Raw genomic sequence first — 13,862 nt, forward strand, 5'->3', positions numbered from 1 at the left:
GCCCCCGGGCTGGGCGTGAAAAATCGGGGCGGGCAGGTGACGATGCTTCTCCCCGGATCCCCCACGTGTTTTTTACAGTAACCCCCGCCGTAATATTGCTCATAACAAAAAAGCTCCCTTGCGGGAGCTCTCTATCAACAACATGTATCAATCATCGCTTATTTGCTGTTCACGGCTTTCACAAAGACTTCCTGTGCACCCTGAATATCGAGTGCTTTGGCTTCATCCAGCAGACCTAACGCTTTAGGGATATCATCGGCCTCTACCGCCTTCTTGATGGCATTGTGGTAATAGGACGTCAGATCGGTTCCCTGAGGAATGTTGTCATTGGTCGCCCCCAGTTTTGACGTCACAATATCATTGGCTGAAACGCTCAGCCGGAACTGACCAAGTGGCGCGTGTTTCGCCATCGGATCTGCGATGTCAGGTGGCTGAGTGTGGCGCGCCATCGCAAAGGCTTTTGCCGGGTGCAATACCTGTGAACTGCCTTTTAAATCGTCCGCAGTAGTGTAAATCAGAACCTGCATGTCCCCCCCTGATGTTTCAGGGATCACATTCATGTCGAGAACAAATTTGTCGTTGTCCAGCAGCTTCGCTGGCTCGTATTGGAATTTGGCAAAGTCAGCTTGATAAATCACTTCACCGACCGAGTTGTAAATCACCATAGTCGGTGCAAAAAACTGCAAGTCTTTGCTGACAAAAGACTCCAGCTTGATGTCCAGGCTGCCACGATTCCCTGGCAGGGTGAAAGCAGCAATCGCTCCGGCGCTGTCACCGTTAAGCAGCATCTGGCTTTTGTCTGTCAAGGCGAACTCAGTGACCGTCGGTACATCGAGCGGTAGCCAGTTGATCTCAGACGACTGAGTAATCACCTGCTGGCTGCCCTGAGTATTCATTGCCACTTGCTGCGGTGTTGTACAACCGGTGACTAACATGCCCAGAATTACGGGCGCGAGCCATTTTTTCATAATGATCCACCTCGACCTTGTTGTTATTTTTGTAAAGAAATACAGCCAGATAACTCTGGCTGTATTGGTTTAGGACAGTATAAGATGCTTTAGATGATGATTACCACCATGCTTCAGCTTGCACACCGAACTGGAATGAATCGTCCGATTTGCCGCTGTCGAAGACTTTAGAGCCGTCGTCGTAATCGCTGGTCAGGTAAGATGCGTACAGACGGATTTCTGGGCGAGCCCAGAAGCTTGAGCCTGCAGACCATGCCTGCGCCACGGTGAATTTGCCGTATTTGTTGTCAGCACCATCGTTGTCATCGATGCCGTAACCTGCTTCGAAGATGGTTTTGTGGTTGTCATCCCATTTGTAGACCGGACGAACAACAGCAGACATCGCTTCCCACTTGTCCTGACCATCCCACATATCTTCACCTACACCGTAAACCAGTTGGTGACCCAGTTCCCAGTTTTCACCCAGACCAATCACACCCCAGTTGATGATACGATAGCCAGATGCGCCGTCTTTGGCTTCTGCGCCATACCAGTTACCACTGCCGTAGAAGGCCATGATTTTTGAGTAACCTTCAGTACCGTATTGCAGTACAGTTTTGTTGAAGCCGTTAGACAGACCCTGAGTCAGTTCTGCAGTCAGCATCACGCCATCTTTAGCATCCTGAGCGGCGTCAGAAGCACCTGATGTTTCGTTGACCATGGCGTAGTCTACGCCAACTTCCAGACTGCCGTTTTCCCACAAAGGAATACCAGCGTAACGCGCGTCAAAAGTGTTTACGTTAACTGCATCGCCGTTAAACTCGTCTGGTACATCGGAACGGTCATTGCGAACCCAAGCCAAAGACAATTTACCCGGACCCGCTTCGATGCCTTCAACACCGGCGCCGGCACCAGAAATGTCCCAGTAGTAGAAATCTGAAATGTGGATGTCATGACGTTGATAAAAACGCTTACCTGCCCACAAGGTTGCTTCAGGCGCAAAGCCCAGCACGCCTTTCGCCTGAACGTTGAACTGACGCAGAGCGAATTGTGCATCGTCCACACATTTCACGTCACTGCCGTCCAGACCACAATTCGACGCGGTGCTTTCCCAGTCGTTCGAACCGTTTGACGTCATGGCAAACATGGAGTCAACGTAGAAGGTTTTACCGTCGTTATTGTAAACTTCTTTGCCCAACTGAACCTCGCCGTAGATGTCGCCTTCGTTACCCAGACGACCCACTTTTTGCTTCTCAAACGTTACTTGCTGGCCACCGTCAGTACTCATACCAACACCAGCACGCATGTAACCATGAAAATCTACGTCCGCGGCAACGGCGTTACCGCCAGCCAGAGTCGCAGCCACTGCGGCAGCAATTACACTTACTTTTTTCATTGTTAACTCCATTTAGGGTTTCTTATTTTTTTTTCCCTCTTTTTCAACGCGCCCATAAAGGCAGAAACAGGCACGCTAATAAAGAGGGTTAAGATGAGGACGAATCCTCGTCTGTTTCAACTGTTGACAGATTACCCAAGGAGAAAAAGGGTGACTTCCTCCACCCCCGGCGAATTTAGGGGGGAGTACTGGGGAGGAGAAAAATAACCGTACGCCATTTAAAAAACGTAGATCACAAATATAGGGGGGAGTAGGTAAGGGAGCGAGCAAATTACGCCGATCAAAGTGCAAACTACGTCAAACTTTTTCATTTTTTCGTCATCGAACTGAAATAAAATTACAAGAAAAAATTTGTGATGGGGCGCTTGACCTAATATAGACAAAGTCTTTTACTAATAGTTCAACAACGACAGAATAAACCCCAAAGTGATGACGGAACAAAGCTCTCGACCTTATCCCCTGGGCGCTACGCCAGATCAATCTGGTTGTAATTTTTCAATCTATGCCCCTGCAGCTGAAAATATTCAGCTTGCTCTGTTTGACGATAATAATCGCTACGTAACGTATTCCTTACCCAATGAATACGCTGGAATTCGTCATGTCTACATCAGCGATATTAAAGCCGGACAGAAATACGGATATATCGTTGAACAACAAGGAAAGTCTCATTTTATTTCCGACCCCTATGCGAAATCGCTGGATAAAGCCCTGCACTACCAGCCTCCATTTGACGCTGCGCAGAGCTTCACGCTGGCAAAATGTGTTGTGGTCGATGATCAGTTTGACTGGCAGGGTACGCGACCACCTCGCATCCCACGTGCGCAAACCGTGCTGTTTGAAACGCACGTGAAAGGGCTGACCAAACTCCACCCGGAAGTACCGCGGGAGCAGCAAGGTCGCTATCTCGGGTTGGTCAGTGATGCGATGCTGAGCTTTTACCAGCAGCAGAATATCACCACATTGCAATTGCTGCCGATTGCGGCCTGCCTGCACGAACCGCATCTATTGAAAATGGATAAAGTGAATTACTGGGGCTACAACCCTTACGTGTTCATGGCACCCGACCCCCGTTACGCCGATCATGACGCGGTCCAGGAACTCAAAACCACCATTCGGGAACTGCACCGCCACGGGATCGAGGTGATTCTGGATGTAGTGTATAACCACACGGCCGAAGGCGGACCAGATGGCCCTGTATTGAACCTTAAAGCACTCGACGGCCAGTATTACCTCAAACACGGCGAACAGTACGCCAACTTTACTGGATGTGGTAATACCGTGGATCTGAGCTACCAGCCAACACTTAATCTGATTATGGACACGCTGCGCTACTGGGTTGAAATGTTTCACATCGACGGCTTCCGTTTTGATTTGGCGGCGACATTAGGCCGTCAGGGCGAGCATTTCAGTCAAGAGTCGGCATTTTTCAAGGCGGTTGCGCAGGATCCCGTCTTACGTGAGGTGAAACTGATCGCAGAGCCATGGGACATCGGTCCTAATGGTTATCAGGTGGGGAACTTTCCATTCGGCTGGAATGAATGCAACGACCGCCTACGAGACATTACCCGCAGTTTCTGGCGCGGTGATCAAGGCTATCTGAAAGAGTTTGCGACCCGTTTGATGGGATCACGCGATCTGTACAGTGCGGCCAACTGGCCGTACAAAATGACGGTGAACTACATCACTTACCACGATGGTTTCACTATGCAGGATCTGGTGTCTTACAAACACAAACACAATGAAGCCAATGGTGAACAGAATCGTGATGGGCACGGTGACAATCGCTCGGACAATTACGGCATTGAAGGGCCGAGTGACAATCCACTGATACGAGAAACTCGTGAAAAGCAAAAGCGAAACTTCATGGCCAGCTTGTTGTTTTCCTTTGGTATTCCCCATATTCTGACTGCGGATGTGTTGTCACACACTCAGCGTGGCAATAACAATGCCTACTGCCAGGACAACGAAATAAGTTGGTTGAACTGGGAAGAGTCAGACGCCAAACGGGCTTTTCGCCGGTGGCTGGCCGAACTGGTGTCGGCTCGCGCCCGTTATATGGTGCCTTTCATCCACGCGTTCAGTGGCGAGCAACGCAATGACAATCGCATCTTTTGGCGACGTATTGATGGCTCCACTATGGAGCATGAAGACTGGAACCGACTCAGTTGTGTGGCGCTTCATCTGGGCCTGCGCAAACACGGGGCTGAGATGTTCTACTGCATTAACCAGACCAACGCCCCTGCCCGCTTTACACTGCCGACGGAAGAAAATCAGCAGTGGACGATGATCTGTAACACCGACTCTCATGAAGTACACAGCACGATCGATCATAAACAGATGCTCATCGCACCAAGATCCATGGCGATTTTCCACTATCAGCCTTAACTTACGTTCATTCCGACCCACTGAATAAGCGAGGATTTACATTGTAAACCCTTGCTTATTCAGTTCAGTAATCCGCGTTACTCCACAGCTTTTCTCTCCCGGACTTTGCGCCTTTTGATTTCCGGTTACACTGCAAACTCAGCTTTGGGAGACGTGACATGCAATACCTCGGACTAGATATTGGCGGAACTAAAATCGCCGCCGCCCTGTTCAGTGAAGACGGGCAACAACTCTTCTATCAACGTTTTGAAACCATCAAATCGGATTACCACAGCTTTCTCCAACACGTTGTGGCCATCATTGAGCAAACGGCGCGCCACGCCAGTGACACTTATCAAATTGGTATCGGACTCCCTGGCGCCATCTGCCCGGGCACTCAACGGATCAAAAATGCCAATATTCTGGTCATTAACGATCAACCGTTACAAAGCGATCTGGAACAATGGCTAAAACAGCCAGTGTATCTGGGCAACGATGCCGACTGTTTTACCTTGAGTGAAGCGCTGTTTGGTGCCGGGAAACAGTACCACTCCTGTTTTGGGGTCATTATCGGTACCGGATGTGGCGGCGGATTGGTGTATGAGCAAAAACTGGTGCGCGGACCGAATAATGTCGCCGGTGAATGGGGGCACAATCCACTGGCCCACTACAGCCCGGACATCGACGGCAAAACAGAGCCATGCTATTGCGGGCGCAGTGCATGCAACGAACTGTTTTTATCCGGAACGGGGTTCGCCAGAGGCTACAACGCACGTTATGCCAGCCAGATGAACAGCGTGGACATCATGCAAGCACGCCCTCACTGCGCCAATGCACAGGCCCATTATGCCCTGTATGTCGATCAACTTGCCCGGGCCTTGTCTCAGGTCATCAACCTGTTCGACCCGGCGGCGATTGTGCTTGGTGGCGGCATGTCGAATGTCGCGGAGCTGTATCAAGACGTGCCCAAACAACTGCCTCAATACGTTTTTGGCGGCTACTGCGCCACCCCAATCCTGCCAGCACAATTGGGGGATGACAGTGGTGTCAAAGGTGCCGCTTTCCTCGGGCGTTAGTCTGACAAATATTTAACCAAGAAAAGTCGCAATCCGAATTTGAGCCACTACACTGGATCATGATGTCAATCAGAGCTTCTCAATTGGCATCCCCCCTAACTTCCTGCGTCCTCTGGTCGGCAGGATCGACGGGCAAGACTAGTCACCTTGCCCTTTCTTTTGCAACCCTTTGGTTGAATCCGCAGAAAGACCTCGACAATGATAACCTTTCGCTATAGCTTCTAAGTAAACCATTTCATATGTTTTCAATACGTTTAAGAAGTCATCATCATGTGGAACGCCCGATTTAAGAAGCGGACGCTGCTGCTGTCCCTGTCTTGTTTGTCCTTCTCCGTTTTGTCCGCCCCCAACGATTCCGCTCTGTGGTTTCCACAAACGGATCTCCCGTTGGATAGCCGTTACCAAACCCAGTTGCTGGACAACGGTATGCGACTTATTGTCATCCGTAATGATCAGCCCAAGAACAGCGTTTCCCTCCGGATGCGGGTCGATGCCGGCTCTTTGCAAGAAAGTGGCGCAGAGCCTGGCGTTGCACACTTCCTGGAGCATATGGCGTTCAATGGTTCGACACACGTCCCCGAAGGCGAAATGGTCGCGATGCTTGAGCGCCACGGTCTGTCATTTGGTGCTGATACCAATGCGTTCACCGATTTCTCACAAACCGTCTACGAGCTTGACCTGCCCAAGTCGGACCAAGACAGTATCGATACCGCGCTGTTTCTGCTACGCGAAACCGCGTCTGAATTAACCTTGGACAAAGACGCCATCGCGCGGGAACGTAAAGTCATTGAATCTGAAGTACGCGAACGCCAGTCGGCCAACTTTGAGCGTTACATTGACTGGAGCAATTATCTACTTGCCGGCTCCGGCATCATGAACAAGCGACCACTGGGTACCCTCGCTGGCATGGAAGCGGTCAATCAGAAACGGCTGAAAGATTTTTATACCCGCTACTATGCTCCTCGTAATACCACCCTGATCATTGCCGGGGATGTGGAGACTCAGGCGATTCTCCAGAGAGTAAAGCACTATTTTTCGGATTGGAAAAATCCGCAGGGTCAAGACGCAGCCAAGCCGGACATGCAGGTGAGCCTACCACAACACGCGCAAGCCAAAGCATTTATTCACCCCAATATTACTGCGCGGATTGAGCTGAATTTTGTTGATCCGGCGAAATACATCAAGGCCACCACCCAAACCGACTTCGACCAATGGGTCAAAGAGATTGGAGACCGGGCTCTGGCGTACCGATTGGAAACCATCGCGTTTGACAGTGAAGGCAAGCTGATTTCGCCATACGCAGGCACGGAACTGGACTATCAGCTCGCCCGCATCAGCCAACTCAGCCTCACCACTGCGCAAGGGGAATGGCAGCAAGGATTGGAAGCACTGGAGCAAACCCTGCGCCAGGCGTTAATTTATGGTTTCAGTGAGGAAGAAGTGCAACGTCAGGTCAGCACGATGGCCAATAACCTGCAACTCAGTCTGACCGCAACCGATGACCTGACAAATGCCAACCTGGTCAGCCGCGCTGTCACTGCCCTGAATGGTGAATACGTCCTTACTTCCGCGCTGTTCGATCATGAGCAGTTCAATCAGAAACGCGACAAAATCACCGCTCAACTGGTCAATGAAAAGTTTAAGCAACGCTGGGGCGCTCATCCACCACGGATCTATCTGGCGGATCGTCAGGCGCCGGATAGCATCGAAAGTAAGTTGCTCGCCGCGTACCAGAACAGCCAGAAAGAACCTGTCTTGCCGTACGTCAATCAAGTCAGTGACCATTTTGGTTATGAGAGCTTTGGCGAGTCCGGCATCGCCAAACACGTCAGTACATCCGACTACGGTAACGTTGTGCGGTATCGCTTTGATAACGGCGTGATGTTGAACGTCAAACCCACTAAGCTGGAGAAAGACACCGTTTACCTGACCGTTCGTCTCGGTACTGGCAAATACGGACTGAGCAATGACAAAGCGCCGCTGATGACACTGTTTGATGCCGGTATGGTGGCCGCCGGGCTGAAAAAACACACGCTCAACGAATTACGTGGCATCTTTGATGACGAAACCATCGGTGCCAATATGCTGTTTACCAACAGTGCCATTGACGCGCAAAGCATCGTCGCCAATAAAGACGTCCTCAACCAACTCCGCCTCTATGCGGCGTATTTCACCGACGGCGGCTATCGCGAGGAAGGTCGGGCTTTTGCGCTGCAGCATCTGGATTCGGTGTACAACACCTATCAGCAATCACCTGAACAGGTATTGCAATTCCACGTTGGCCCTCTGCTACACGGTGGAGATGCCCGCTGGAAACTCCCAGGCGTGACAGAACTGAGCCAGTATTCCATGGGTGATGTTCAGCCTCTGGTGCGCGATGCCCTGCTCAATGGCCCGGTAGAAATCGGGGTGGTGGGCGACATCACGCTGGAAGACGCCACCAGTTACGTTGCGCAAACCTTCGGGGCGCTTCCCCTGAAACCACAGCAGGTATTTGAGCCGTACAAGGAATCTTTCCCCCCGGTCAAAAAGCAAGATCTGACGCTGTATCACCAAGGCGATAAGACCACCGCCATAGCCACAACCTACTGGCAGATCCCCGATGGCAAGAATTATGAGCAATCGGTCGGGTTCCGGGTACTGTTTGAAGTGCTGCAACAACGCATCACCAAAGAGGTCCGCGAAGCGATAGGTGCATCGTACAGTCCGTGGGTCGATTACACGCAATCCACTCTGTTTAAGAATTACGGCAATATGAGCATCAACAGCAATACAACCGTCGGGCAAGTCGATACCGTGTTGGCGACGTATAAATCGGTGCTCAGAGACTTGCAGGCACGCCCTGTCAGTGAAGACGATCTGCGCCGCGCGGTTACGCCTATGCTAGATGCGATCAAACAGCATGAGCAAGATAATTATTACTGGCTGGATCTGACTTCCATCGCTCAGACTGCGCCGGAGTTCTTGCCGGAACAGGCTCGACTGCCCGTGCTGCTGCACACCATGACCAGAGAAAAGTTGCAAAAACTGGCAAAACTGATCGACGTGGACGAAGCGCTGCAAATTCGAGTGATTCCTCAGCCCTGAGCAACGGGAGGCTTGCGCCTCCCTGTTTCTCTACGGCCTTGAGCGGCGTGTCAAAGTCAGTAGTAAGCACACTCCCCCGCAGACGCTCAGGACGATTCCCAAGTTTTGAATCCAGCCAGCGAGAGCAAGGCCTCCTCCGATTAATAGGTAATACATCAAACCAAACCAGGCACCAGCCGTGCCGATACCCGCTTTGTATTCGACCAAGGCCTGGCTCAGCACATTGGGGATCCCAAGTCCAAAGCCACACACAACCAGCAGCATCGGCGCCAAGAACCACAAGCTGTCGATGGTCGCGATCACCCCCAAACCACCAGCCAGCACCAGCAGTGCCGCCAAACGCAGGATAGAGTCTGTACGCCAGCGCGTTACCAGGCGTTTATTCCACACACTGCCTGCCAGCGTGCCTGCGGCCATCACCATCCCGCTGTAGCCAAATAAGTGGGGGTCATACCCAAGTCTCTGAAACACAAACGGCCCTTGCAGATAATAGCCAAACAACGCGACATTAAAACCAGCCACCAAAAAAGCGCTACGCCAGATATGACCATCACGAACAAGCTGCCTCACTACAGTTGTCACACGAGGCTTCACTTGTTCACCGTGCAATGTCTCCGGTAACATCATCGCACACACCAGGCACAGAGCCAGCGCGAGCACACACAACGCCGTAAACACCGCCGGATAGCCTCCCAACAGTGTTAATCCGCCGCCAGTCATCATACCGATCACCGGGCTGATGGCGATACCAATACCCACCCAGGCAAATACCCGCCCCAACGCTTCGCCTTCAAAACTGTCGCGCAGCATGGTTTGTGTCACCACAGAACCGACGGCGGCCCCCACAGCACTGAGCGCGCGAAAACCCAGCAATGTGTGGAAATCGGTGCTGATGACAGCGCCTAACGCCGCGATGCCGTACACCGCCAAGCCTAATAACATCGTTTTGCGTCGCCCCAGATAATCGGCCACCGTACCCCATATCACAACCCCAACCGCAAACGCGGAAAAGTAAATCGACAATGTCTGGGCTGCCACGGACTCACTGACCCCAAATCCCTCTGCGATGGCAGGCAATACCGGGCTATAAATCGTTTCGACCACCTGCGGAAACATCAATAACAACACCATCAGACCGGCATTGGGTGGTGATTTGTTCATCTTTCTCTCCAATCCACTTTCAAAGTAGGCGCAGTGTAGCCCGCTCTGCTATAGTCCCTATAACACGATTAAGACCAAAAACAGCAAAATAGAGACACATGGCTCTGATAGACGCGACAACCCGTTTTAACGCAGACGCACTGACAGCAGATGTGATCGGCATCGCCGCACGGGTCGGAAAACATGACTCCGGCATGCACCAGCACAACAAGGCCCAGTTACTGTATGCGCCGCAGGGGTGCATCACCTTCACCATTCGCCGCCAGCAATACGTTCTGCCTCCTACCCGGGCAGCCTGGATTCCGGCCGGCGTGCCTCACTGTGCCACCATGAATAATGTGGTTGAGTATCGTTCGGTCTATTTTGATGCGCACTTAGCCCAAGCAGTGGACACGGACATTCGCATTGTCGAGGTCAATGCATTGCTTCAGGCACTGATCGAACGCATGGCCTTCTGGCCATGGGATAAACCCAAGCATGATATGCAAAATACCTGTGCGTTGTTTTTCGAGGAATTCCAACAGGCGCCCGTGCAGCACTTGTCACTGCCCCTGCCGGAAGACAGACGCCTCGCGGCCTGGCTGACCAAATTACACAACGACGTCACGATGCCTCCGCCACTCAACCAGGTCTGTCAGCAGGTCGGAGCCAGCAGTAAAACCATCACGCGCATTTTTCAACGCGAAACGGGCATGCCTTATCAGGACTGGCGGGCACAATGGCGGCTCCTGAAAGCCATTGAGCATTTGTCTGGTGGTGCTGCGGTGAATGACGTTGCCGACCGTCTGGCGTTTTCCAGTGATAGTGCGTTTATCGCTTTTTTTCGTCAGCATACTGGCCGGACACCGCGCCAGTATTTGCAGGCAAGTGATTGAATCTCATCGTTCGGCAGGCAAAAATAAACACAACAAGGAGTCGGCATATGACGGAAAAACTATCAACAACAGCGCTGGCCAAACGCAGGAACGTTGAGGCGAAACAGCTGTTCAATGAGTTAAAAACTGCTGGGTATCTCAATCGTTCAGAGGACAAATGGATCCTGACTGAACTGGGACGAAAATTTGGTGGCGATTACGCCACTCACCCCAAATACGGCCAATTTATTGTCTGGCCGGACAATCTGCTGATCGACCTTTCCGCCACTTCTGGTCAGCCCTTAAGTGCCACCCAGCTTGGTGAACGATTCGGGCTCAACCCAAAGAAAGTCAATCAACTCCTGAATGAGCTGGGCTGGTTGCAGAAAACAGAACAAGGCTGGCAGGTGACCGAATCAGGATTGACGGTCGGTGGTTACCAGCGTGAAGACAAAACCTCAGGCAACCAGTACGCGGTGTGGCACGATGCCTTAGTCCGTAATAAGCGACTCAAACAGTGCGTGGTAGAGTTTCTCGGACAAGATGCCGAAGTACATGCGACCGACAAATCGTTGTCGAGCTTTCGCCAAAAGTTTGAAGCCAAACACCGGACACTCGACGGTCATTATGTACGTTCCCGTGGTGAACTGCGCATCGATAATTGGCTGTATATGAACGGGGTGGTGCACGCTTATCAGCGTCAGTTACCCGTCGAAGAAGACGTCATCAGCGACTTTTATCTTCCGGCGGGAAAGGTATATCTGCAATTCTGGGGAAGTGATTCCGGCAATGTCACTGAGAAACAGCGTCAACACATGCGGACGGTTTATCAGCGTCATGGGTTCGCGTTAATCGAACTGGACAGTGCCGACATTGAACGCCTGGATGAGGTTCTACCGGATAAACTACGCGCGTTCGGCATTCATGCGTATTGATGGAAAAGACAGACCGCGAACGCGCGGCCTGTCAATCGATTTACTGCGGCTGATTGGCCAATACGTACGTCAAGGTGTGTGACACACCTTTGAGAATCAACTCGCCATCTTGAATCGACACATCGCTCCAGTCGGTCAGTACGCCCGCAACGATCTGTTCCGTTTTCATCTTGCTCTCATCCAGACACGCCATGCGAGTCATACCCATGCGCTCTACCCGGATACGGTTGCCCTGCAGCTCAGACTGGCCAAAGAAACGGTTGCACCCGGTGCTACCGGCCGCCCGAGCTTCATCATTGATTTCCAGTGTCGCGTTAGTGGAGACGGCATTGCCATCAACCTGTGTCAGTTTCCACTGCTGGTTCTGCAGCATGTCCGGGGTGACATCAACCACCGGGCTGGAACACGCCGTCATTGAAAGTAAAGCCGCGCAACCAATCGTTGTCAGTAGAAGACGTTTCATTATTCCGAACTCCTTATAATTTTCTCGTTCTCGGAAGGGTTTGTATTCGTGAGCGAATGGCTGGTCGATTCATCTGTGGCTGATGATGCTGAGGCTCGGGTAAACGAATTCGTTCAGCGCTGCCATGATGACTCTGCCATTTCTGCTCAATAGCCTGTTGGCGCTCCTCAGGTAACGAGTGCCATTGTGTATCTAACTGCTGTTTTAAGTGATCCAGATTGGCCGACATATCGTCGTCTTTCCAATCTTGTACCTTGTCTTTGACCGCCTGTTGCTGCTCGGTATCCAGCCCGTCCCACCAGTTTTGCAGGCGCTGCTTACAGGCCCGCTCATCAACGCAGCTGTCTGGGTAATAGTGATACCAGTAGTCATCGTTCTCGTACCACCAGAGCTCATGATGCCCTGTATAGTAGGACGAAGAAGGCGTCGGAGAGGAGCTGCAGCCCGAGGCCAATAGCGTCATGCCACACAACAGAAATACCGCGCGTTTACCGATCATTGTCGCTCCGCAAAGTGCAACCAGTATCTCTTATTATGGAACGATTCACGCCGATGTTCCTCTCATTTCATAACTCTGTTAATACTAGACAGCCGATCCATTGCACATGTCAGACTGTTGTAAGCGCCAAGTCATTTTCTGTTTTCACATCAGCCGCTTGAGCAAACCATTGCAACAAACTGTGAATCATATCGTTATCCGCTTCCTGCGGCCAAAGTAAATAATAACTTTGCCCGGATCTGACGGCCTGCTTAAAAGGCTGACAGAGACGATGCAAACTGAGATCTTGTTGCGCTAATGTGACGTCCCCGACCGCAATCCCAAACCCGCGTTGAGCGGCGTTCATGGCCTGATCTAAGGTCGAGAATATCTGATTGCGCTGACCTTTTAGATCGGAGCGATCGCGTGCCGCCAACCATAGTCGCCAATCGTTGTGCTCCGGCGTAGCATGCAGCCACATAAAACGGGTCAACACATCGTCATGCCAATCGTCACCGTCTCCCACCACCTGTTTCCATAATTCAGGCGCACACAGTGGAGACAGCTTTTCCTCAAACAGCAATTGCTGCTGAATCTGCGATGAACGTCCCGGCTTCCCGTACACAATCACCACATCAAACTGTTCAAAATCCGGCACGACCTGATGTTTGATGGTGGAGGTTAACTCGACTTCGATGTCTGGAAACGCTTGCTGAAAAGACATCAAATGCGGGAGTAGCCAAGCGGTGATGCAGCTTGGCGCATTCAGTTTAATTCGGCTGGAGTTTTCGGTCACATCCACCACCGCCTTTTTCAGGCGATGAAGAATATCTTCAGCCAGCGGGATAAACTTTTCGCCTTGCGCCGTCAACGACAGCCCACGTGCCTGACGGTAAAACAGTGCCACTCCCAACAAACTCTCCAGCGACTGAATCTGGCGACTGAGTGCGCCCTGCGTCATATTCAGTGCCTGAGAGGCGTGGGTGAAGTTCAGGTGTTCTGCGGTCGCCAGGAACACTTGCAAATTTTTTGTTGAAGGTAAACGTTGACTCATCACTCACCAATCCATGCAATTATTTCATAGCTAGTATGTTTTTATTT

Annotated in this window: 11 protein-coding genes; 5 read left to right on the plus strand and 6 right to left on the minus strand. The window is 51.6% G+C overall.

What is annotated here, in order from left to right; genetic code table 11:
- Nucleotides 1-158 precede the first annotated feature (158 nt).
- Nucleotides 159-968, minus strand: a complete 810-nt coding sequence (locus CAG65_RS02900; RefSeq protein ID WP_161452053.1) for a MalM family protein — start codon at nucleotides 966-968, stop codon at nucleotides 159-161.
- 100 nt (nucleotides 969-1,068) lie between these two features.
- Entirely contained in the window at nucleotides 1,069-2,343 is a 1,275-nt protein-coding gene (locus CAG65_RS02905) for a maltoporin (RefSeq protein WP_021705990.1), read from the minus strand.
- 429 nt (nucleotides 2,344-2,772) lie between these two features.
- Here CAG65_RS02905 and glgX point away from each other — a divergent pair, with 429 nt between their 5' ends.
- The 3 genes from glgX to CAG65_RS02920 all read left to right on the plus strand — a co-directional run bounded on the left by glgX (nucleotide 2,773) and on the right by CAG65_RS02920 (nucleotide 8,870).
- Entirely contained in the window at nucleotides 2,773-4,728 is a 1,956-nt protein-coding gene (gene glgX / locus CAG65_RS02910; protein ID WP_161452055.1) for a glycogen debranching protein GlgX, read from the plus strand.
- Nucleotides 4,729-4,886: 158 nt separating this feature from the next.
- Nucleotides 4,887-5,783 carry an ROK family protein gene (locus tag CAG65_RS02915; protein ID WP_161452057.1) on the plus strand — a complete coding sequence of 299 codons (897 nt, stop codon included), beginning with the start codon at nucleotides 4,887-4,889 and terminating at the stop codon, nucleotides 5,781-5,783.
- A gap of 270 nt (nucleotides 5,784-6,053) precedes the next feature.
- Entirely contained in the window at nucleotides 6,054-8,870 is a 2,817-nt protein-coding gene (locus CAG65_RS02920) for a M16 family metallopeptidase (RefSeq protein WP_161452059.1), read from the plus strand.
- Nucleotides 8,871-8,900: 30 nt separating this feature from the next.
- Here CAG65_RS02920 and CAG65_RS02925 read toward each other — a convergent pair whose 3' ends face one another.
- On the minus strand, nucleotides 8,901-10,031 hold the full coding sequence (locus CAG65_RS02925) for a multidrug effflux MFS transporter (protein ID WP_161452060.1): 1,131 nt from the start codon (nucleotides 10,029-10,031) through the stop codon (nucleotides 8,901-8,903).
- Nucleotides 10,032-10,129: 98 nt separating this feature from the next.
- On the opposite strand from CAG65_RS02925, the gene CAG65_RS02930 reads away from it, so the two are divergent.
- Together CAG65_RS02930 and CAG65_RS02935 are read left to right on the plus strand one after the other, a co-directional pair.
- Nucleotides 10,130-10,906: an AraC family transcriptional regulator gene (locus CAG65_RS02930; RefSeq protein ID WP_161452062.1), complete on the plus strand. Its 777-nt coding sequence runs from the start codon at nucleotides 10,130-10,132 to the stop codon at nucleotides 10,904-10,906.
- A gap of 47 nt (nucleotides 10,907-10,953) precedes the next feature.
- On the plus strand, nucleotides 10,954-11,820 hold the full coding sequence (locus CAG65_RS02935; RefSeq protein ID WP_161452064.1) for a glycerol kinase: 867 nt from the start codon (nucleotides 10,954-10,956) through the stop codon (nucleotides 11,818-11,820).
- A 40-nt stretch (nucleotides 11,821-11,860) separates the two neighbouring features.
- On the opposite strand, the gene CAG65_RS02940 is transcribed toward CAG65_RS02935, so the two are convergent.
- The 3 genes from CAG65_RS02940 to CAG65_RS02950 form a co-directional block, all read right to left on the minus strand.
- Nucleotides 11,861-12,283: an META domain-containing protein gene (locus tag CAG65_RS02940; RefSeq protein WP_161452066.1), complete on the minus strand. Its 423-nt coding sequence runs from the start codon at nucleotides 12,281-12,283 to the stop codon at nucleotides 11,861-11,863.
- 13 nt (nucleotides 12,284-12,296) lie between these two features.
- A complete protein-coding gene (locus tag CAG65_RS02945; protein ID WP_161452068.1) occupies nucleotides 12,297-12,782 on the minus strand; it encodes a hypothetical protein in 486 nt (161 codons plus the stop codon).
- 109 nt (nucleotides 12,783-12,891) lie between these two features.
- Entirely contained in the window at nucleotides 12,892-13,815 is a 924-nt protein-coding gene (locus tag CAG65_RS02950; RefSeq protein ID WP_021705981.1) for a LysR substrate-binding domain-containing protein, read from the minus strand.
- Between the last annotated feature and the right edge of the window lie 47 nt (nucleotides 13,816-13,862).

Origin of the sequence: Vibrio sp. V39_P1S14PM300, assembly GCF_009904765.1 — a bacterium.
Lineage (GTDB): Bacteria > Pseudomonadota > Gammaproteobacteria > Enterobacterales > Vibrionaceae > Vibrio > Vibrio proteolyticus.